The sequence below is a fragment of the Mesorhizobium sp. RCAM 05104 genome (assembly GCF_059683645.1).
Genome location: NZ_CM185033.1, coordinates 660,880 through 679,414 on the forward strand (window position 1 = coordinate 660,880; position 18,535 = coordinate 679,414).

The 18,535-nt window shown below is 63.5% G+C and carries 15 protein-coding genes; 7 read left to right on the forward strand and 8 right to left on the reverse strand.

The window, feature by feature from the left end; translation table 11 throughout:
* A complete protein-coding gene (locus AC56QP_RS03650; RefSeq protein ID WP_489860897.1) occupies nt 1-897 on the forward strand; it encodes a DMT family transporter in 897 nt (298 codons plus the stop codon).
* Nucleotides 898-924: 27 nt separating this feature from the next.
* On the opposite strand, the gene AC56QP_RS03655 is transcribed toward AC56QP_RS03650, so the two are convergent.
* Together AC56QP_RS03655 and parC are read right to left on the reverse strand one after the other, a co-directional pair.
* Nucleotides 925-2,139, reverse strand: a complete 1,215-nt coding sequence (locus tag AC56QP_RS03655) for an AI-2E family transporter (protein WP_489860896.1) — start codon at nt 2,137-2,139, stop codon at nt 925-927.
* Nucleotides 2,140-2,362: 223 nt separating this feature from the next.
* Nucleotides 2,363-4,615, reverse strand: a complete 2,253-nt coding sequence (gene parC, locus AC56QP_RS03660) for a DNA topoisomerase IV subunit A (protein WP_489860895.1) — start codon at nt 4,613-4,615, stop codon at nt 2,363-2,365.
* On the opposite strand from parC, the gene AC56QP_RS03665 reads away from it, so the two are divergent.
* Together AC56QP_RS03665 and AC56QP_RS03670 are read left to right on the forward strand one after the other, a co-directional pair.
* Nucleotides 4,571-4,840 (forward strand): hypothetical protein, encoded by a 270-nt coding sequence (locus AC56QP_RS03665; RefSeq protein WP_489863713.1) that lies wholly within the window; start codon nt 4,571-4,573, stop codon nt 4,838-4,840. The genes parC and AC56QP_RS03665 overlap by 45 nt on opposite strands.
* A gap of 102 nt (nt 4,841-4,942) precedes the next feature.
* Nucleotides 4,943-6,133, forward strand: coding sequence for an aq_1923 C-terminal domain (locus AC56QP_RS03670; RefSeq protein WP_489860894.1), 1,191 nt, complete (start codon nt 4,943-4,945; stop codon nt 6,131-6,133).
* A 116-nt stretch (nt 6,134-6,249) separates the two neighbouring features.
* Here the strand turns inward: AC56QP_RS03670 and aspS are convergent, their stop codons facing one another.
* A complete protein-coding gene (gene aspS / locus AC56QP_RS03675) occupies nt 6,250-8,040 on the reverse strand; it encodes an aspartate--tRNA ligase (RefSeq protein ID WP_489863697.1) in 1,791 nt (596 codons plus the stop codon).
* A gap of 198 nt (nt 8,041-8,238) precedes the next feature.
* On the opposite strand from aspS, the gene AC56QP_RS03680 reads away from it, so the two are divergent.
* Both AC56QP_RS03680 and rnd read left to right on the forward strand, forming a co-directional pair.
* Nucleotides 8,239-9,483 (forward strand): MFS transporter, encoded by a 1,245-nt coding sequence (locus AC56QP_RS03680; RefSeq protein ID WP_489860893.1) that lies wholly within the window; start codon nt 8,239-8,241, stop codon nt 9,481-9,483.
* Between the two features lie 76 nt (nt 9,484-9,559).
* Nucleotides 9,560-10,711, forward strand: coding sequence for a ribonuclease D (gene rnd / locus AC56QP_RS03685; RefSeq protein WP_489860892.1), 1,152 nt, complete (start codon nt 9,560-9,562; stop codon nt 10,709-10,711).
* Nucleotides 10,712-10,751: 40 nt separating this feature from the next.
* On the opposite strand, the gene AC56QP_RS03690 is transcribed toward rnd, so the two are convergent.
* Genes AC56QP_RS03690 through guaB form a run of 3 tightly spaced genes read right to left on the reverse strand, consistent with a single transcriptional unit; the run spans nt 10,752 to nt 13,274 of the window.
* Entirely contained in the window at nt 10,752-11,171 is a 420-nt protein-coding gene (locus AC56QP_RS03690; protein WP_489860891.1) for an MAPEG family protein, read from the reverse strand.
* 29 nt (nt 11,172-11,200) lie between these two features.
* Nucleotides 11,201-11,821, reverse strand: coding sequence for a hypothetical protein (locus tag AC56QP_RS03695; protein ID WP_489860890.1), 621 nt, complete (start codon nt 11,819-11,821; stop codon nt 11,201-11,203).
* Nucleotides 11,772-13,274, reverse strand: a complete 1,503-nt coding sequence (gene guaB, locus AC56QP_RS03700) for an IMP dehydrogenase (RefSeq protein WP_091577517.1) — start codon at nt 13,272-13,274, stop codon at nt 11,772-11,774. The genes AC56QP_RS03695 and guaB overlap by 50 nt, the downstream gene beginning before the upstream one ends.
* Before the next feature lie 285 nt (nt 13,275-13,559).
* Between guaB and AC56QP_RS03705 the strand changes: the two genes are divergently transcribed.
* The gene (locus AC56QP_RS03705; RefSeq protein ID WP_489860889.1) at nt 13,560-14,981 is read left to right on the forward strand and encodes an MFS transporter; all 1,422 of its coding nucleotides are present in this window, start codon (nt 13,560-13,562) and stop codon (nt 14,979-14,981) included.
* A gap of 10 nt (nt 14,982-14,991) precedes the next feature.
* Here AC56QP_RS03705 and AC56QP_RS03710 read toward each other — a convergent pair whose 3' ends face one another.
* Together AC56QP_RS03710 and AC56QP_RS03715 are read right to left on the reverse strand one after the other, a co-directional pair.
* Nucleotides 14,992-15,774 (reverse strand): RlmE family RNA methyltransferase, encoded by a 783-nt coding sequence (locus AC56QP_RS03710; protein ID WP_489860888.1) that lies wholly within the window; start codon nt 15,772-15,774, stop codon nt 14,992-14,994.
* Nucleotides 15,775-15,832: 58 nt separating this feature from the next.
* The gene (locus AC56QP_RS03715) at nt 15,833-17,245 is read right to left on the reverse strand and encodes a Ppx/GppA phosphatase family protein (protein WP_489863696.1); all 1,413 of its coding nucleotides are present in this window, start codon (nt 17,243-17,245) and stop codon (nt 15,833-15,835) included.
* A gap of 320 nt (nt 17,246-17,565) precedes the next feature.
* Here AC56QP_RS03715 and AC56QP_RS03720 point away from each other — a divergent pair, with 320 nt between their 5' ends.
* Nucleotides 17,566-18,498, forward strand: a complete 933-nt coding sequence (locus tag AC56QP_RS03720; RefSeq protein WP_489860887.1) for a lysylphosphatidylglycerol synthase domain-containing protein — start codon at nt 17,566-17,568, stop codon at nt 18,496-18,498.
* The last annotated feature ends 37 nt before the right edge of the window (nt 18,499-18,535 follow it).

Genomic DNA, 18,535 nt, shown 5'->3' on the forward strand with positions numbered 1-18,535 from the left:
ATGTCTTCCCACAACGACCACCAGAAGGGACTTTTGATAACCGCCATTGGCGGACTGACACTGACCGTCGACATTCCGCTGATCCGCCTCGCCGACGGCGGCGCATGGACGATTCTGTTGCTGCGCACCGGCACCACCTTCGTGGCGGCCATGATTATCTGGTCGATCTGGCGCGCGCTCAGCCGGAACGCCCCGCAGCTCATCCCCGGCTGGTCCGGCCTCGTCGTGGCGATATGCTACGGGCTGACCTCGATCACCTTCGTCACCGCCGTCTATCACACCTCGACCGCCAACCTGGTGTTCATCCTGGCTTTCAACACCGTGTTCGCGGCATTGCTGTCCTGGATATTCCTGAAGGAGAGGCCGCGGCTGGTGACGCTCGCCGCGATGCTGATCATGATCCTCGGCGTGCTGGTCATTGTCGGCGGTTCGGTTGGCACCGGGCACCTGTTCGGCGATTTCATGGCGCTGTGCTCGGCTTTCTTCATCGCCGTTGCCATCACCATCTCGCGCGCCAGCGGAAAGGACATGGGGTTCACGGCCCTGGTCGGCGTCCTGCTGCCGCTCGCGCTGGCGGCATTCATGGTCACCGGCGAAGGCATCCAGGTGAACGCGCCATGGTGGATCATCTTCAACGGCGCCGTCGTCATGCCGATCTCGTTTTTCTGTCTCGCCAACGGGCCAAAGTACATTTCAGGGCCGGAAGTGGCGATGTTCTACCTGCTTGAAACCGTGCTGGCGCCGGTCTGGGTCTGGATGATCTTTGCCGAAACACCGACCCGCAACAGCCTGATCGGCGGCGCGATCCTGATCATCACGCTGGTCGCGCATTCGCTTTGGCAACTGCACGAGGGACGCAAGCGCCGTACTGACCTCGCGGTGCATCATCCGGCCTAGCAACATGGCGCGAGCCGGCTTTCGGGATCAGGCGTTGGCTTTCTTCACCGCGACGGGCTCCGCCAGAATCTCTATCGGCCGACCAGCTTCGATTTCGGCCACCGAATCGGGAACCACTTCATCGGCCAGTTCCACCTCGCGCAGCCATTCGCGCCAGATCGCAACCAGCAGGGCCATCAGCACCGGGCCGATGAACAGGCCCAGAAAACCCATGGTCTTGACGCCGCCGATCAGGCCAAAAAAAGTAGGCAGGAAGGGCAGTTTTATCGGGCCGCCGACGAGCTTCGGGCGCAATGTCTTGTCAACGATGAACAGTTCGACCGCACCCCACAAAAACAGCGCCAGCCCGGCCATCGGCGAACCGCTGGCGGCAAGGTAGATCGAGACCAGGGTGAAGGACAATGGCGCGCCGCCGGGGATAAGCGCCATGACACCTGTCAAGGCCCCGAGCGTTACCGGCGACGGTACGCCGGCCAGCCAGTAGGCGATGCCCAGCACCAGCCCCTCGCCGATGGCGATGACGGTCATGCCGGTCACGGTCGAAGAGATCGTCGCCGGCACGACGCGCGAAATCCGCTCCCATCTCGTCGGCAGGATGCGTTCGCCAAGACGATCGACCTGGCCAGCAAAGTGCTCGCCGTCACGATAGGCGAAGAACAGCGCGATCATCATGAACAACAACGTCAACAGCAGGCCGAAAGCACTGCCGCCGGCAGCCAGCACGCCGCGGTAGATGCTGCCGATATTGGCGCCGCTGACCAACTGGATCAGTTCACCAATGCCGCCGGGATGGCCGATATTGGTCGTCCACTGCTCGTTAAGCCACTCGCCCACGACAGGCAGCGTGGCGATCCAGTGCGGCGTGACCGCGCCGTGCCGGTTGGTCTCGATCGCCCAACCGACCCATTCGCGCACCTCGTTGATGGCGTAGGTGCCGGCAAGCGCGATCGGGATGACGAGGAAGGCGAGGATGAACAGGATGGCAAAGGTCGCGGCGATGGTGCGGTTGCCGCCGACACCGGCCAGCAGCCGCCGATACAGCGGCCAGCTGGCGAAAGCGATAACAAGCGCTGCCAGCACAGGAAACAGGAACCCGTGAAAGAAGTAGACGCCGGCGGCGACGATCAGCACCAGCAGCCAGCGCGCCGCCGACAGCGGCGGGATGACGGCGGACCTCAACGGCGTCGACAGGCCAAACAGGCGCTGCTGACGTTCCGGCTTCTGGATTTTTGCTTCCTTCAAACGCCTGCCTTTCCCAACACCCTTCCCACTTATGCACTGATATAGTGCAGCAATCGTGACGACATTCCAAATGGTGCTGGTGAAGCTGCTGCGCTCCCCCTCGAGGGCGGCTGAACTGCCGGTTCGCCGAAGGCGAATTCATCGTGCCAGTGGCATGCGCAGGCCGGCGAACGTTGCAAAGCAGCGGGACCTGGCAAGGTTGTCAGTCAGCGAATGCCCGGCTTTAACCGAACTTCCCTGTCCTGGGGAACCCTTTTGGCACCATGCGCCCAGCCGAAGCACGAGTGCCGATCCATTCGGCCAGTTCCTCGCGCGATCTGGTGAAGGTGCGGTCGGCCGAATCCTGCCAGGTGAGGCCGGTCTCCAGCGTGAACGGCTTGAGGTCGAGAAGGCCACCATCCTTGTATTTCTGCAGGCGCACGCCCTTGCCGCGTCCCATTTCCGGAATCTCGGAAAGCGCGAACACCAGCATCTTGCGGTTCTCGCCGACGATGGCCAGATGATCGCCCGCGACCGGCACGCAGCGCTGCGCCTCATCGGGCGCCTTGACGTTCATCACCTGCTTGCCCTTGCGGGTGTTGGCGACCACCTCTTCCTCCGGCACGATGAAGCCATTGGCGTCATGCGAGACCAGCAAGAGCTTGCGCTTCGGATCGTGAACGAAAGCGGTGACGATGTCCTGATCATTGTCCATGTCGACGATGATGCGGATCGGCTCGCCGTGGCCACGCCCGCCGGGCAGCCGGTCGGCGCCGATGGTGTAGAACTTGCCGCCGGTGGTGAAGACGAGCACCTTGTCGGTGGTCTGGGCATGGAAGGCGAGCTTGAGGCTGTCGCCTTCCTTGAAGGTCAGGGTCGAGAGATCGGCCAGATGCCCCTTCATCGCTCTCAGCCAGCCCTTTTCCGAGACGACCACGGTGACCGGCTCGCGCTCGATCATGGCGTGCGCAATGTCGGTCAGATCGTGCTCGGGCGCGTCGGCGAACTGGGTGCGGCGCTTGCCGAGCTCGGTCTCTGGGCCGAACTTGTCACGGATGTTGGTGACTTCCCACTTGATGGTCGCCCATTGCTTGTCGTTTGAAGCAAGCAGCGCCTCGATCTGCTTCTTCTCGCCGCTCAGGCCGTCGAATTCCTTGCGGATCTCAAATTCTTCCAGCTTGCGCAAGGCGCGCAGCCGCATGTTGAGAATGGCTTCGGCCTGGGTGTCGGTGAGCGACCAGCGGGCCATCATCACCTGCTTGGGCTCATCCTCCTCGCGGATGATCCTGATCACCTCGTCGATGTTGAGGTAGGCGATCAGGTAGCCGGCAAGGATCTCCAACCGCTTTTCGATCTCGCCGAGCCGGTGTTTCGAGCGGCGGATCAAAACATCGCGGCGGTGCTCGAGCCATTCCTGCAGCACGCCCTTCAGCGACAAGACGTTGGGCACCTTGCCCCGCGACAGGACATTCATGTTGAGCGGAAAACGGCTTTCAAGCTCGGTAAGCTTGAACAGCGATTCCATCAGGATGCCGGGGTCGACAGAACGGCTCTTCGGCACCAGCACGACGCGGATGTCCTCGGCGCTCTCGTCCCTGATATCCTCGAGCAGCGGCAATTTGCGCGCCATCAACAGCTCGGCGATCTTCTCGATCAGCCGCGCCTTCTGCACGCCATAGGGAATTTCGGTGACGACTATGCTCCAGGTGCCCCTGCCCTGGTCCTCCTGGCTCCACTTCGACCGGACACGAAAGCCGCCGCGCCCGGTCTCATAGGCTTCGAGGATAGAGGCGCGGCTGTCGACGATGATGCCGCCGGTCGGAAAATCCGGGCCCTGGACGAAGTCCATCAGCTTCGCCACCGGTGCATCGCGATGCTCGATCAGTTGAAGTGCCGCATCGCAAAGCTCGGCCGCGTTGTGCGGTGGGATCGATGTCGCCATGCCGACAGCGATGCCGGACGAGCCGTTGGCCAGGAGGTTCGGAAAGGCGCCGGGCAAGACCACCGGCTCCTCATCCTCTTCATTGTAGGTCGGCCGATAGTCGACGGCGTCCTCGGTGATGCCGGACAAAAGCTCGGTCGCCACATCGGTCATGCGCGCTTCGGTGTAGCGCATGGCGGCGGCGTTATCGCCGTCGATGTTGCCGAAATTGCCTTGCCCGTCGACCAGCGGGTAGCGCATCGAGAAATCCTGCGCCAGCCGCACCAGCGCGTCATAGATCGACTGGTCGCCATGCGGGTGGAACTTGCCCATCACTTCGCCGACGATGCGGGCGCATTTGGCAAAGCCCTGGTCGGGATTGAGGCGCAGCAGGCGCATGGCATGCATGATGCGGCGATGGACCGGCTTCAGTCCGTCGCGCACGTCGGGCAGCGCCCGGTGCATGATGGTCGACAGCGCATAGGCAAGATAGCGCTCTTCCAGCGCCTTCTTCAGATCGACCGGTTCGATATGATCGCCGCCGCCATCTTGAGGCGGCAAAAGCCTTTTTCCCATGGGCTGGGACTAGCCGAGCGGATGATTCGCGGCAAGAGGCAGGCAGATGTCCCGCCCCTTCTGCAACATCAAACCATGCATTGGAGGATGTTGGCCAACATCAGCCCGTTACATGCGGTCTCTATGGCCAAGCGCAGTGACACCCGGCAACCGGATATTCATGACAAATTCACCGGTTTGCGCAAAGACGGTGGGATCGGATTTGCCTTTCGCCGTGATTTTTGACCATTGTGCCGGGACACGCCTTTTTCCCGTCCAGTTCGTCACGGAATGGTGATGGCGCAAAGAATTGAAGAACAATTTCAGGACACTCTCAGGGAACTCGCGATGACAATCAAACGCTCGACTCTTAGGAAATTAGCTTTTTCGACCTTTTTGCTGACGCTGCCGCTGAACGCGGCCCTCGCACAGGATACGGCGGTCGCCGACCGGCTGAAGGCAGCGCTTGCCGCGCAGGGTGTCGACGTCTCCTGGACCGGCGTAACCGGTGACAACACCAGCATGGTGCTGCAGGGCGTCTCGGTCAAACCGGCGGCCGAAAAGGAAGCGCTTGTCATCGGCGACGTCAAACTCGAAGGCGTCACCGCGGCAAACGGTGGCTATGACATCGCAACTGTCTCGACGTCGGCGTTCGAGCACAGCAAGGATGGCGTCACCCTCAATCTCAGCCCCTTCGTCATCCATGACATGACGGTTCCGGCCGACGGCGCCACCGGCCCGCTGGGTTCGCTGATGATGTACAAGTCCGCCGAACTCTCAAACATGACGGTCAAGGTCGCCGACAAGACCGCCTTCTCGATGGACGGGCTCGCCATCGAGATCACACCGCCGGCCGACGGCAAGGCGATGGAATTTACCGGCACAACGGAAAAGTTCAACGCCGACCTGACGCTGGTCGACGACCCCAAATCCAAGGAAGTCATCGACGCGCTCGGCTACCAGAACATCGCGGGCAATTTCGAGATGGCCGGCACATGGCAGCCGGCTGACGGTAAGATGGAACTGTCGAAATACGACATTTCCGTCGAGAACGCCGGCACGCTCGGCATGACCTTCGATCTCGGCGGCTACACGATGGACTTCATCAAGTCGCTGCAGGAGATGCAGAAGAAGATGGCGGCGCAACCGGAAGGCGCCGACAATTCGGCGCAAGGCATGGCCATGCTCGGCCTGTTGCAGCAACTTTCGTTCAACAGCGCCTCGATCCGCTTCGACGACGATTCTTTGACCAACAAGGTGCTCGAATATGTCGGCAAGCAGCAAGGCATGTCCGGCAAGGACATCGCCAACCAGGCCAAGGCGATCGTGCCGTTCGGGATGGCGCAGCTCAACAACCCGGAACTGACGGCGCAAGTGACGGCCGCTGTCAGCAAATATCTCGACGATCCGAAGAGCCTCGAAGTTTCGGCCGAGCCGCCGGCATCGGTGCCGTTCGCGCTGATCATGGCGGGCGCCATGTCCAACCCGCTCGACCTGCCGAAGACGCTCGGCGTCACGGTCAAGGCCAACGAAGACTGATCGAAGCGACTTCGACACAAGAAAAGCCCGGCAGCGATGCCGGGCTTTTTTGTGGAATTAGCGAATCGAATGAATCGGTTCGGACGGTTCTTTAAAGCATCGCCCGACGCTGGCGATCATGCGTCCTTCTTGGGCACCGCAACGCGCAGCGCCAGTTCGCGAAGCTGTTGCGGGCTCGCCTCCGAAGGAGCGTTCATCAACAGGTCATAGGCCTGCTGGTTCATCGGGAACATGGTGATCTCACGCAGGTTCTTGGCGCCCACCAGCAGCATGACGACGCGGTCGACGCCAGCGGCCATGCCGCCATGCGGCGGCGCGCCATACTGGAAGGCGCGGTAGAGGCCACCAAAGCGCTCCTCGACCGTGGCGCGGTCGAGCCCGACCGTCTCGAACGCCTTGACCATGGTCTCGGGCAGATGGTTGCGAATGCCTCCGCTGGCGATTTCGAACCCGTTGCAGACCATATCGTACTGGAAGGCCTTGATGCCGAGCAGGTCCTGGCCGTTCAGCGCATCGATGCCGCCCTGCGGCATCGAGAACGGGTTGTGGGCGAAGTCGATCTTCTTCTCCTCCTCGTTCCATTCGAAGAAGGGAAAGTCGACGATCCAACACAGCTCGAAGCGTTCGCGGTCGACAAGGTTCAGTTCCTCGCCAGCGCGCGTGCGCGCCGCACCCGCAAACGAGACGAACTTCTTCGGGTCGCCGGCGACGAAGAAAGCGGCGTCGCCATCGGCAAGGCCGAGCTGCTGGCGGATCGCCTCGGTGCGCTCCTCGCCGATGTTCTTGGCGAGCGGACCGGCGCCTTCGAGTTTGTCGCCCTCCTTACGCCAGAAGATATAACCCAGTCCCGGCTGGCCCTCGCCCTGCGCCCAGGCGTTCATGCGGTCGCAGAAGGCGCGGCTGCCGCCGGTCTTTGCCGGAATGCCCCACACCTCGGCCTTCGGGTCGTTGGCGAGGATGTTGGCGAACACCTTGAAGCCGGAATTGCGGAAATGATCGGAGACGGACTGCATCTCGATCGGATTGCGCAGGTCGGGCTTGTCGGAGCCATATTTGCGCATGGCGACATCATAGGGAATGCGCTGGAATTTCTGCGTCACCGGCTTGCCGTTGGCGAAGGTCTCGAACACGCCGCGCATCACCGGTTCCATGGTCGACAGCACGTCGTCCTGCTCGACGAAACTCATTTCCAGGTCGAGCTGGTAGAATTCGCCGGGCAGGCGGTCGGCGCGCGGATCCTCGTCGCGGAAGCAGGGCGCAATCTGGAAATAGCGGTCGAAGCCCGACACCATGATCAGCTGCTTGTACTGCTGCGGCGCCTGCGGCAGCGCGTAGAACGTGCCTGGGTGGATGCGCGACGGCACCAGGAAGTCGCGCGCGCCTTCCGGCGACGAAGCGGTGAGGATCGGCGTCGAGAATTCGGTGAAGCCGACCTCGCCCATGCGCTTGCGCATCTCCGCGATGATCTTGGTCCGCGCCACGATGTTCTTGTGCAACGTGTCGCGGCGCAGGTCGAGGAAGCGATACTTCAGGCGGATATCCTCGGGATAGTCCGGCTCGCCGAACACCGGCAGCGGCAATTCCTTGGCCGCCGACAGCACTTCGATTTCGCGGGCGAAAATCTCGATCTCGCCGGTCGGCAGGTTGGCGTTCGTCGTCTCTGGCAAACGAGCCTTGACCTCGCCGTCGACGCGGATGACCCATTCGCCGCGCACGGTCTCGGCGATCTTGAAGGCCGGCGAATCCGGATCGGCGACGATCTGGGTCAGGCCGTAGTGGTCGCGCAGGTCGATGAAGAGCAGGCCACCATGATCGCGCACGCGATGCACCCAGCCCGACAGGCGAACGGTCGAGCCGACGTCGCTCTTTCTCAACTGGGCACAGGTATGGCTGCGGTAGCGGTGCATTGTCATTGGTAAAGTCCGGGGTGCTGGGTTGCGGGCCAAAGCGTCAAAGCCCGGCCCAAAATTTGCGCGAAAAGCGCATGGGAGGCCGGATTTGTCAAGGCGAGCGAGGCTGGCGGCGGAGGGTCTTGCCGGGAATTGCCGCTGGCATTGGCCAAGGTGATGGTCCAATAAGGATCACCGACACGTGATCACCCCTTCATGTCCTCCATCCGCCCGCTGCTCCCGCTCCTTCTCGCTGCCGGCATCCTGCTCGGCGGCAATGGGCTGCAGAGCACGCTGATCGCACTGCGCGGCGCGCAGGAAGGGTTTTCCGCCTCGGCCATCGGCCTGATGGGCACCTTTTACTTCGCCGGCTTCCTGCTCGGCTGCCTGGCCATCACCCGCATCATGAAGGCGGTTGGCCATATCAGGGCGTTTTCAGCGCTGGCGGCCATCGCCTCGGTCGGCACCTTGCTGCTGGTGCTGGTCCTCGATCCGGTGATGTGGTGCGCGGTGCGCTTTATCGGCGGCTTCTGTTTCGCCGGGCTGTTCACCATCGTCGAAAGCTGGCTGAATTCCGGCGTCGCCAACAAGGATCGCGCCCGCGTGCTGGCGATCTACCGGATGGTCGACACCGGTTCGGTAACCGGCGCCCAGTTCCTGATTCCCGTTTTCGGCGCCGGCGGCTTCACTATCTTCGCCATCATGTCGATCATGATCACGCTCTCGCTGGTGCCGGTCTCGCTCGGCGACCGCTCTAACCCGACCCCGCCCGAGGAGGTCAAGCTCGACCTGGCGCGCGTCTGGCGGATTTCGCCGCTCGGTTGCTTCGGCTGCATCGCCGTCGGCGTCACCAACAGCGCCTTTCGCACCCTGTCGCCGGTCTATGCCGAGCAGATCGGCATGTCGGTGGCCGATGTCGTCACCTTCGTCAGCGTCGGCATTTTCGGCGGCGCCATCATCCAGTATCCGCTCGGCTACCTCTCCGACCGCTGGGACCGGCGCCGGGTGCTGTTGATAACGACCTGCTGCGCGATGCTGGCGGCACTGGCGCTGGTGTTCATCGCCGGCAGCAATCCGACGCTTAATTTCGTCATCATCTTCATCTTCGGCTGTTTCGCCATGCCGCTCTATTCGCTGTCGGCGGCGCATTCCAACGATCGCGCCGACACCGGCGAGTTCGTGCTGATCAACGCGGCGCTGATGCTGTTCTACTCCTTCGGCGCCATTGGCGGGCCGTTCGCCGCCTCGACGGCGATGCAGTATTTCGGGCCGAGCGCGCTGTTCGTGTTCAGCGCCCTGGTCTACGCGATCTTCATCGCCGTCATTCTCTACCGGATGCAGGCCCGGTCCGGCGTTCCTGCGGGCAAGCGCGGCCGCTTCACCGCGCTTTTGCGCACCTCGACGGTTTTCGCGCGACTGGCCAGAAGAAACAGCGACCCGGACGGTCCGGTGGGGTCGTAACGACGGTGCCGGCGCTTGACGAAAGCCTTGCCGGCTGAAATTGAAGAAGACCCTACTCTTTGCCAAAAGCGATTTGATGCACGTCATCACCACCCAGAAAGAACTCGAGACCGTTCTCGCCGCTTTCGAAAAGTCGGATTTCGTGACCGTCGACACCGAATTCATTCGCGAAACGACCTTTTGGCCGATCCTGTGCCTGATCCAGATGGCAGCACCTGGCGTGACGGCGCTGATCGACCCGCTGTCGCCCGACATCGACCTCACGCCGTTCTTCAAGCTGATGGCCAACGAGGCGGTGGTCAAAGTTTTCCATGCCGCGCGGCAGGACATCGAAATCATCGTCCACCTTGGCGACCTCGTCCCGCATCCGGTGTTCGACACGCAAGTGGCGGCGATGGTCTGCGGCTTCGGCGACAGTGTTTCCTACGACCAGCTCGTGCAGCGGATCACCGGCGCGCGGCTCGACAAGTCGTCGCGCTTCACCGACTGGCGCCACCGGCCGCTTTCCGACAAGCAGCTCGACTATGCGCTGGCCGACGTCACCCATCTGATCGAGGTTTATCAGCACCTCAGCACCGAGTTGGCGCGGGAAAACCGTGCCCACTGGCTGAACGAGGAAATGGATGTCCTGACCTCGCGCGAGACCTACGATCCGCACCCCGAGGATGCCTGGAAGCGGCTGAAGATGCGGCTGCGCAAGCCACAGGAACTGGCGATCGTGCAAACCGTGGCCGCATGGCGCGAGCGCGAGGCGCGCGAACGCGATGTGCCGCGCGGCCGCGTGCTCAAGGACGACGCCATCTACGAGGTGGCGCAGCAGGCGCCGCGCGACGCGGCAGCCCTTGGCAAGCTGCGCACGACACCGAAGGGCTGGGAGCGCTCCTCGACGGCAACGGCACTGCTTGGCGCGGTCAACACCGCCCTTGCCTTGCCCAAGGAGCAGATGCCGAAACTGCCAAAGAACTTCCAGCCGCCCGAGGGCTCGAGCGCGGCGGCGGAACTCTTGAAAGTCCTGCTCCGGATCGTCGCCGAAAAGGAGGGCGTGGCCTCGAAGGTGCTGGCCTCCAGCGACGACATCGATCGCATCGCGGCCGAAGGAGAAGCCGCCGACGTACCGGCCCTGCAGGGCTGGCGGCGCGCCGTATTCGGCGAGGCGGCGCTCAAGCTGGTGCGCGGCGAGATCGGCATCAAGTTCGACAACCGCAAGATCGCGGTGTTCGACCTTTAGGTTTGCGAAGCGACCCTCCCACAAGGGGGAGGGTAACTGCTCACACGGCCCCGAGCAGGTGAAGCGCGAACCATATCCACCCCAGCAAGAGGATCACCGCCCCGACGAAGAACGACCGGCTGCGCAGGCGCAGATTGTTGCTGGTCAGGTGAACCCAGGCATGGAAATAGCGGGACGCGACAAAGATCCACACCAGGGCCAGGGTCAGATAGTTGACGCCATTGGTCAGATGCAGTGCCAGGCACAGCACGTAGAAAAGCACCGGCAGTTCGAACTGGTTGATCAAATTGTTGGCAACGGTGACGCTGGATGACGGCTCGGTCGAGCGCACCTTGTACTGACCGACCTTGGCCTCGCCTGACTTGATGGCGAAATATCTGCGCCGGCCCATGACGCAATAGACAATGTAGATCAGCAGTACATGCGCCAGGATAGGCCAGAAGATCGTGGTCTGGTTCATGGAACCTCCTGCCCTGATGCCGGATCAGGTCAATGTTGTTTCTGTGCCACCAGCCAGAAAACGGCAATGACGATGACCGGGATGGCGAGAAGCGCGAATTTGGTGACGATGAGCGCCGAGGCGAAAGACAGCGAATCCGGGTTGGCCGACAGGAAATCCGACAGCAGGCTGGCCACCGCGATGTTCTGGGCATAGTCGGCAAGCGTGTAGGGCAGCACCAGCACCAGCGCGAAAATCGACTGTATCTGCCCCGGCAGCATACGGAAATTCTCCAGGCGCCGGCCAGTGGCCAGGATCAGGCTGACCAGCGTCATCGACAACAGGGCCGGGAACAGGAGATCGAAGGTCAGATAGTGCCAGACGAGAATGATCTCGCCACCGCGCCGGCCGAGCGACGTCAGCCAGGCCATGCCTTCGTCCGGCGTGAAACCGAAAAAGCGCGTGTCGAGTGACGGCAGGCCGCCACTCAACTGGCGGAAGTAGAGGAACTCCATCGCCGTCATGGCGATGAAAATCGCCGCCGACAGGAAACAGAGCGCGGCCGCGTGGCGTGGCAGCCTCAGGATCGTGGCTGTCAGGCCTCGCCCGAACCCGTACGGATCAGACTCCGCCGGGATAGTTCGGGCTTTCGCGGGTAATCGTGACGTCATGGGCGTGGCTTTCACGAAGTCCGGCGTTGGATATGCGCACAAAGGTGGCGCGTTCGCGGAAATCGGCAAGATCGCGGCCACCGACATAACCCATAGCGGCTTTCAGCCCGCCCGCAAGCTGGTGCAGCACTCCAGACACAGGTCCTTTGTAGGGAACCTGCCCTTCGATGCCTTCCGGGACCAGTTTCAGCGTGTCGCGCACCTCGGCCTGGAAGTAGCGATCGGCGGAACCGCGCGCCATGGCGCCGACCGAACCCATGCCGCGGTATGCCTTGAAGGAGCGGCCCTGGTGCAGATAGACCTCGCCCGGGCTTTCGTCGGTTCCAGCCAGCAGCGAGCCGATCATGGCGGCGCTGGCACCGGCGGCGAGCGCCTTGGCGAGATCGCCGGAATATTTGATGCCACCATCGGCGATCACCGAGACACCCGATTTGTGCGCGGTTTCCACCGCCGACATGATCGCCGAAAGCTGCGGCACGCCGACCCCGGCAACGATGCGGGTGGTGCAGATGGAGCCCGGTCCGATGCCGACCTTGACGGCGTCGGCACCGGCGTCGATCAGCGCCTGCGTGCCTTCCGCGGTGGCGACATTGCCGGCCAGGATGCGAACCGAGTTGGAGAGTTTCTTGGCCCGCGTCACCGCGTCCAGCACGCGCTGCGAGTGGCCATGCGCGGTGTCGATGACCAGAAGATCGACGCCGGCCTCGATCAGGCGCTCGGCGCGCTCGTAACCGTCGTCGCCGACGCTGGTGGCGGCGGCGGCGCGCAGGCGGCCCTGCGCGTCCTTGCTGGCGTGCGGGTTGAGCTGCGACTTCTCGATGTCCTTGACGGTGATCAGCCCGACGCAATTGCCCTGCTTGTCGACAACGACCAGCTTCTCGATGCGATGCTGGTGCAGCAGCCGCTTGGCCTCGTCCTGGTCGACATTCTCCTTGACCGTGATCAGGTTCTCACGGGTCATCAGTTCGTAGACCTTCTGCGCCGGATCGGACGCAAAACGCACGTCGCGGTTGGTCAGGATGCCGACCAGCCGGCCGATCTTCTGGCCGCCGGTGCCGCCATTCTCGACCACCGGAATGCCTGAAATCGAGTAGGTGCGCATCAGCGAAAGCGCATCGGCAAGGGTGGCGTCGGGGCCGATGGTGACGGGATTGATCACCATGCCGGATTCGAATTTCTTGACCTGGCGCACCTGCTCGGCCTGCTCGGCCGGCGTGAAATTGCGGTGGATGACGCCGATGCCGCCGGCCTGGGCCATGGCGATGGCGAGGCGCGCCTCGGTGACGGTGTCCATCGCCGCCGACAGGATCGGCACATTGAGGTCGATGTCGCCGGCGATGCGGGTGCGCACATCGGTCTCGCCGGGCATGACCTCGGAATGACCGGGCTGCAGCAGCACGTCGTCAAAGGTCAGCGCCAGTGCGCCGGTGGACGTTTCGATAATTTTTGCCATGGCCAGCCCTCGGAATACAAAAAAGCGCTGGACCGGAATGGACAGCGCCGACTCGTTTCTTCCCTTTCAGGATTGGCGCTGGCTGGTACCACGTCCCACCGCCGATGAAAAGCCGATGATTTCACGCTCCCGGAAAGGTGACTTGTTGCCGAAAGGACGCCACCTGTGGTTGCCGGTCGCATAAAAGTGACAGCAAATTAATGCGACATGCGGGTCCAGCCGTGATACCCGCCCCTCGTACCGGTTTGCCCCCAGCCGGAAAGAGACTCTGAAACGGGCACGCTCGTGAATCGCACCATCCCGCTCATCCTGGCGGTCGCACTTTTCATGGAAAACATGGATTCGACCGTGATTGCCACATCGCTGCCGGCGATTGCCATCGACATCCACACCAGCCCGATCGCGCTCAAGCTGGCGTTGACGGCCTATCTCGTGTCCCTGGCGATCTTCATTCCGATCAGCGGCTGGATGGCTGACCGTTTTGGCGCCAAGAATGTCTTTCGCGCCGCGATCGCGGTCTTCATCGTCGGCTCGATCGCCTGCGCGCTTTCCGGTTCGCTGCCGGCTTTCGTGGTTTCGCGTTTCCTGCAAGGCATCGGCGGCGCCATGATGACACCGGTCGGGCGGCTGGTGCTGGTTCGGGCGACGCCGAAAAGCGAACTGGTCGCGGCGATGTCATGGCTGACCGTTCCGGCGCTGGTCGGGCCGTTGGTCGGTCCGCCCGTCGGCGGCTTCATCACCACCTATTTCACCTGGCACTGGATCTTCCTGATCAATGTGCCGATCGGCCTGATCGGCATCTGGCTGGCGACGCGTTTCCTGCCGGAGACCGAACCGGCGGAAACGCCGCCGCTCGACTTCATCGGTTTCGTGCTGAGCGGGCTGGCGGCATCCGGCGTGGTGTTCGGCCTGTCGGTGGTCAGCCTGCCTGCCCTGCCGCCGATCGCCGGCTTCATCACCGTGGCGGTCGGGCTGGCGTCGGGCGTGCTCTATCTGTTGCACGCGCGCCGCGCCAAAAATCCCCTGCTGGCGCTCGAGCTGTTCCGCAACCAGGTGTTTCGCTCCTCGGTGCTTGGCGGCTCGCTGTTCCGCATCGGCATCGGCGCCGTGCCGTTCCTGTTGCCGCTGATGTTCCAGATCGGCTTCGGGCTGACGCCTTTCCAGTCCGGCATGATCACCTTCGTCTCGGCGATCGGGGCCATCGGCGTGAAATTCATCACCGCGCTGATCTTCCGCGGCGCCGGGTTCCGCCGCGTGCTAGTCGTCGGCTCGCTGGTCGCCGCGGCATCGATCGCCGTCAACGGCCTGTTCACCCCCGACACGCCTTATCTGCTGATGCTGGCCATGCTTCTGGTTGGCGGCTTTATCCGGTCGATGTTCTTCACCGGCGTCAACGCACTAGCCTATGCCGAGGTTTCGGCGGCCGACACCAGCAAGGCGACGCCGATTGCCGCCGTCTTCCAACAACTGTCGATCGCGCTTGGCGTTGCGGTGGCCGGCGGCATCCTGGAAGTGTCGACGAGCATCCATGGCAGGTCGCTGACGCTGGCGGATTTCCATACCGCCTTTTTCGTCGTCGCGGCGATTTCCGCCGCAGCCTCGCTATCCTTCATCCGGCTGGCACCCGATGCTGGCAATGCCGTTTCCGGCCATGGCCGGCTGACCACGCCCAAAACGCTGGAAACGGTAAGCCCGCCCGGCAACTGATCCGGCAGACTCAGGCTTCGGGCTCGCCCTGCCCTTCCTTGTCGCTCCGGGCGCTCGAAGCTTTCGAAACGTCCACTGGTCCGCCTGACGGCGGCTCCCGCCCCTTGAAGTCCTTTGCCAGCAGATAAAGCTCGACCGATTCGTCGCGCGAGGCCGGTGGCTTGACGTGGTGCACCGAGCGGAAATTCTTCTTCAGCATCGAGAGCAGCTCGTTTTCGGCGCCGCCCTGGAAGGTCTTGGCGAGGAAATGCCCTCCCGGCTTCAGGACCGACAGCGCGAAATCGGCCGCCACCTCGCACAGATGCATGGTGCGGATGTGGTCGGTCCGCTTGTGGCCGGTGGTGGGTGACGCCATGTCGGACAGCACGATATCCGGATCGCCACCCAGCGCCTCGGCCAGCTTCTGCGGCGCCAGCGGGTCGAGGAAATCCATCAACAGCACGGGGGCGCCGGGCACCGCGTCCATTTCCAGATAGTCGATACCAACGACGTGTGGGTTGTCGGCCGTCGATTTCGTGCGCGCGGCGGCGACCTGGCACCAGCCGCCCGGTGCGGCGCCCAGATCGATCACCTTCATACCGGGCTTCAAGAGATGGTGCTTGTCGTCGATCTCGATCAGCTTGTAGGCCGCGCGCGAGCGATAGCCGTCAGCCTTCGAACGCTGGACATAGGGATCGTTGATGTGGCGCTGCAGCCAGCGGCGCGACGATTCCTTCAGGCCGCTCTTCTTCTTGATCCGCGTCTTCAGCACGCGAATGTTGGCCGATCCTGGTTTTTCCGGTTTCTTGGTCATTGTTTGATTTCTTGTCTGAGCATGTTCTTTTGCGAAAACCGGTCGCCACTTTTCTGGATCATGCTCTGCCACGCCCATCGTTGCGCCAGACGCCGTCATCGGCCATCAGCTCGCTCAATATGCCTTCGCGCAGGCCACGGTCGGCGACGCGCAGCCGCTCCGACGGCCACACGGCGCGGATCGCTTCGAGGATCGCGCAGCCGGCCAGCACCAGATCGGCACGATCGGCACCGATGCAAGGGTTGGCGCAGCGCTGCTGGAAATCCCAGCCGACCAGTCTTTCGACCATGCGATCGACACTGTCGCGGTCCATCCACAGCCCGTCGACACGGCGGCGGTCGTAGCGTTCGAGGTCAAGGTGAACGCCAGCCAGCGTCGTCACCGTGCCCGACGTGCCGAGCAGATGGAAGTTCGGGCTGGCCTTGAGATGGCTCAGCCGGTCGCGGCCATCGAAGCTGGCCAGACGGCCGGCGACGTCGTCGACCATGGCGGCGAAGATCTCGCGCGTCACCGTGCGGCCGCCGAAACGCTCGGCCAGCGAAACCACGCCGACCGGCAGCGACGTCCACGACACGATGTGGTTGGCGAGCCGCGGCGAGCGGCGGCCGCTGAGATCGATCAGCGCGATTTCGGACGAGCCGCCGCCAATGTCGAACAGCACGACGCCTTGCGTGTCGCGCTCGACCAGCGAGCCGCAGCCGGACACCGCCAGCCGCGCTTCGGTCTGGCGGTCGATGATCTCGAGTTTCAGGCCGGCCTCGCGCTCGACGCGATCGAGGAACTCGACGCCATTTTCCGCCGTGCGGCAGGCTTCGGTGGCGATCAGCCGGGCCTTGCGGATCTTGCGGTTGCGCAGTTTGTCGCCGCAGATCTTCAGCGCCTCGACGGCACGGTCCATCGCCGGCTGGCCGAGCCGGCCATTGGCGGTCAGCCCCTCGCCCAGCCTGACGATGCGCGAAAAGGCGTCGATGACGCGGAACTGGCCATGACGCGTCGGCACGGCAACCAGCAGCCGGCAATTGTTGGTGCCGAGGTCGAGCGCCGCGAACACCGGGAGCTCCTGCATCGGCGGCCGACGGGTGCCCTGTTCGGAGCGTACCGGCGCGGCTGCGGGCGAGGCCACCGCCTCCGCCGGTCTGCGCGCTTCATTGGCCGGGGCAGCGGTCTTGCCGGGCGCCGGCGACCCGATCTCCGTGGGCCGCGCCTCGTCGCGCGCGAAAACCTTGCGCCCGCGCCTTCGCTTGCGCCGTTTCTTGGGTTTGCCCTTGTTGGCAGCGTCGCCCGCCTGCCCGTCGGCGGAGCGCGCCTCCGTCGGGCGGCGCTGCTGCCAACTGGCGGTCCCCGAGCCAACCGGCCCTGGGGAAGCGCTGGACGCGCCCACCTCCGGCGCGCCGGCGCCGGTGTCGCGGTCTTCCACTGTCGTTCCTTCCGGCGCCGCGCGAACCGATGATGGACGCTGCGGGCGCTTCAGTGTTTTAAGTTGCCGTCAGACTAACAGTGCCGCGCCCGATCACCAAGAGCCGCATGCTGAATTTTGCCGGCTGGGCGCACGAACCGCCTTTCCGGCCACGCCGCGCAATGTATCCGCAAGCCAGGATTGCTGGCGCAACGCCTGCCGGCGCCTCCCGTTCGACCGCTCTCGACAACGACAAATCCTGGTTGTGCCCGGCGCGACAAGCGTTCGCGGTTGAATAGCCGGCTTCAATGAGGCATTCCTGAAATGGAAGAATCCGGACCAGCCGGCCTCCCGACAGAAAAGGAAGCGGATCCGCAACGCATGGCAATCAGGCAATGAACTGGAGACGCTATTTCTGGCCGGTCGTCGGCCTCGCGGCGGTGGTTTTCTCGCTGCTGCTGCTCTGGCACGAACTGCGCGGCATCTCCCTCGACGATGTCTGGGGCGGCATATCGGCGATTCCGACCCGCGGCTGGATCCTCGCCGCGCTGAGTTCGGTCGTCGCCTATGCCTCGCTCGCCGGCTACGACCACATCGCGCTCCTGCATATCGGCAGGCGAGTTTCGTGGCTGTTCGTCACCCTGTGCTCCTTCACCACCTATGCGCTGTCGCACAATATCGGCGGCTCGGTGTTTTCCGGCGCCGTCATCCGCTACCGCGCCTACGGCACCAGGGGCCTGACCGGCCAGGATGTCGGCATCCTGGTGGCGATCTGCTGGATCACCTTCGTGCTGTCGACGCTGCTCGCCTCCGGCCTTGTGCTTGTCTTCGAGCCGCAGATACTCGACCGGTTTTCCGGCATCGCCCATCACGGCCTGTCGCAGGGGGCGGGCGTCGTCATGCTGCTGCTGGTCGCCGCCTATATATTCGGCAGCTGGCTGCATCTGCGGCCGCTGAAGATCGCTAGCTTCCAGTTGCACTATCCGGCGCTGCCGATCGTCGCCCGGCAGTTGCTGATCGGCCCGATCGAACTGCTGGCGGCCGCCGCGATCATCTTCTTCGCCCTGCCCGAGGCCCACAATCCCGGCTATTTCGTCGTGCTCGGCGTCTTCCTCGTCTCCTTCTCGATCGCGCAGATATCGCACGCGCCGGGCGGGCTCGGCGTGTTCGAGGTGGTGTTCCTGGCCGGGCTTTCCGACATGGACCCGGTCGGCGTGCTGGCGGCGCTGCTGGTGTTCCGGCTGTTCTACCTGATCATCCCGCTGATTCTAGGCCTGGGCGTGGTGCTGTATTTCGAACGCTCGCAATTCAGCCGCAGCGAGAGCTGAGGCGCGGATTGGCTCGAAGCCGCGCGACCTTTGACGC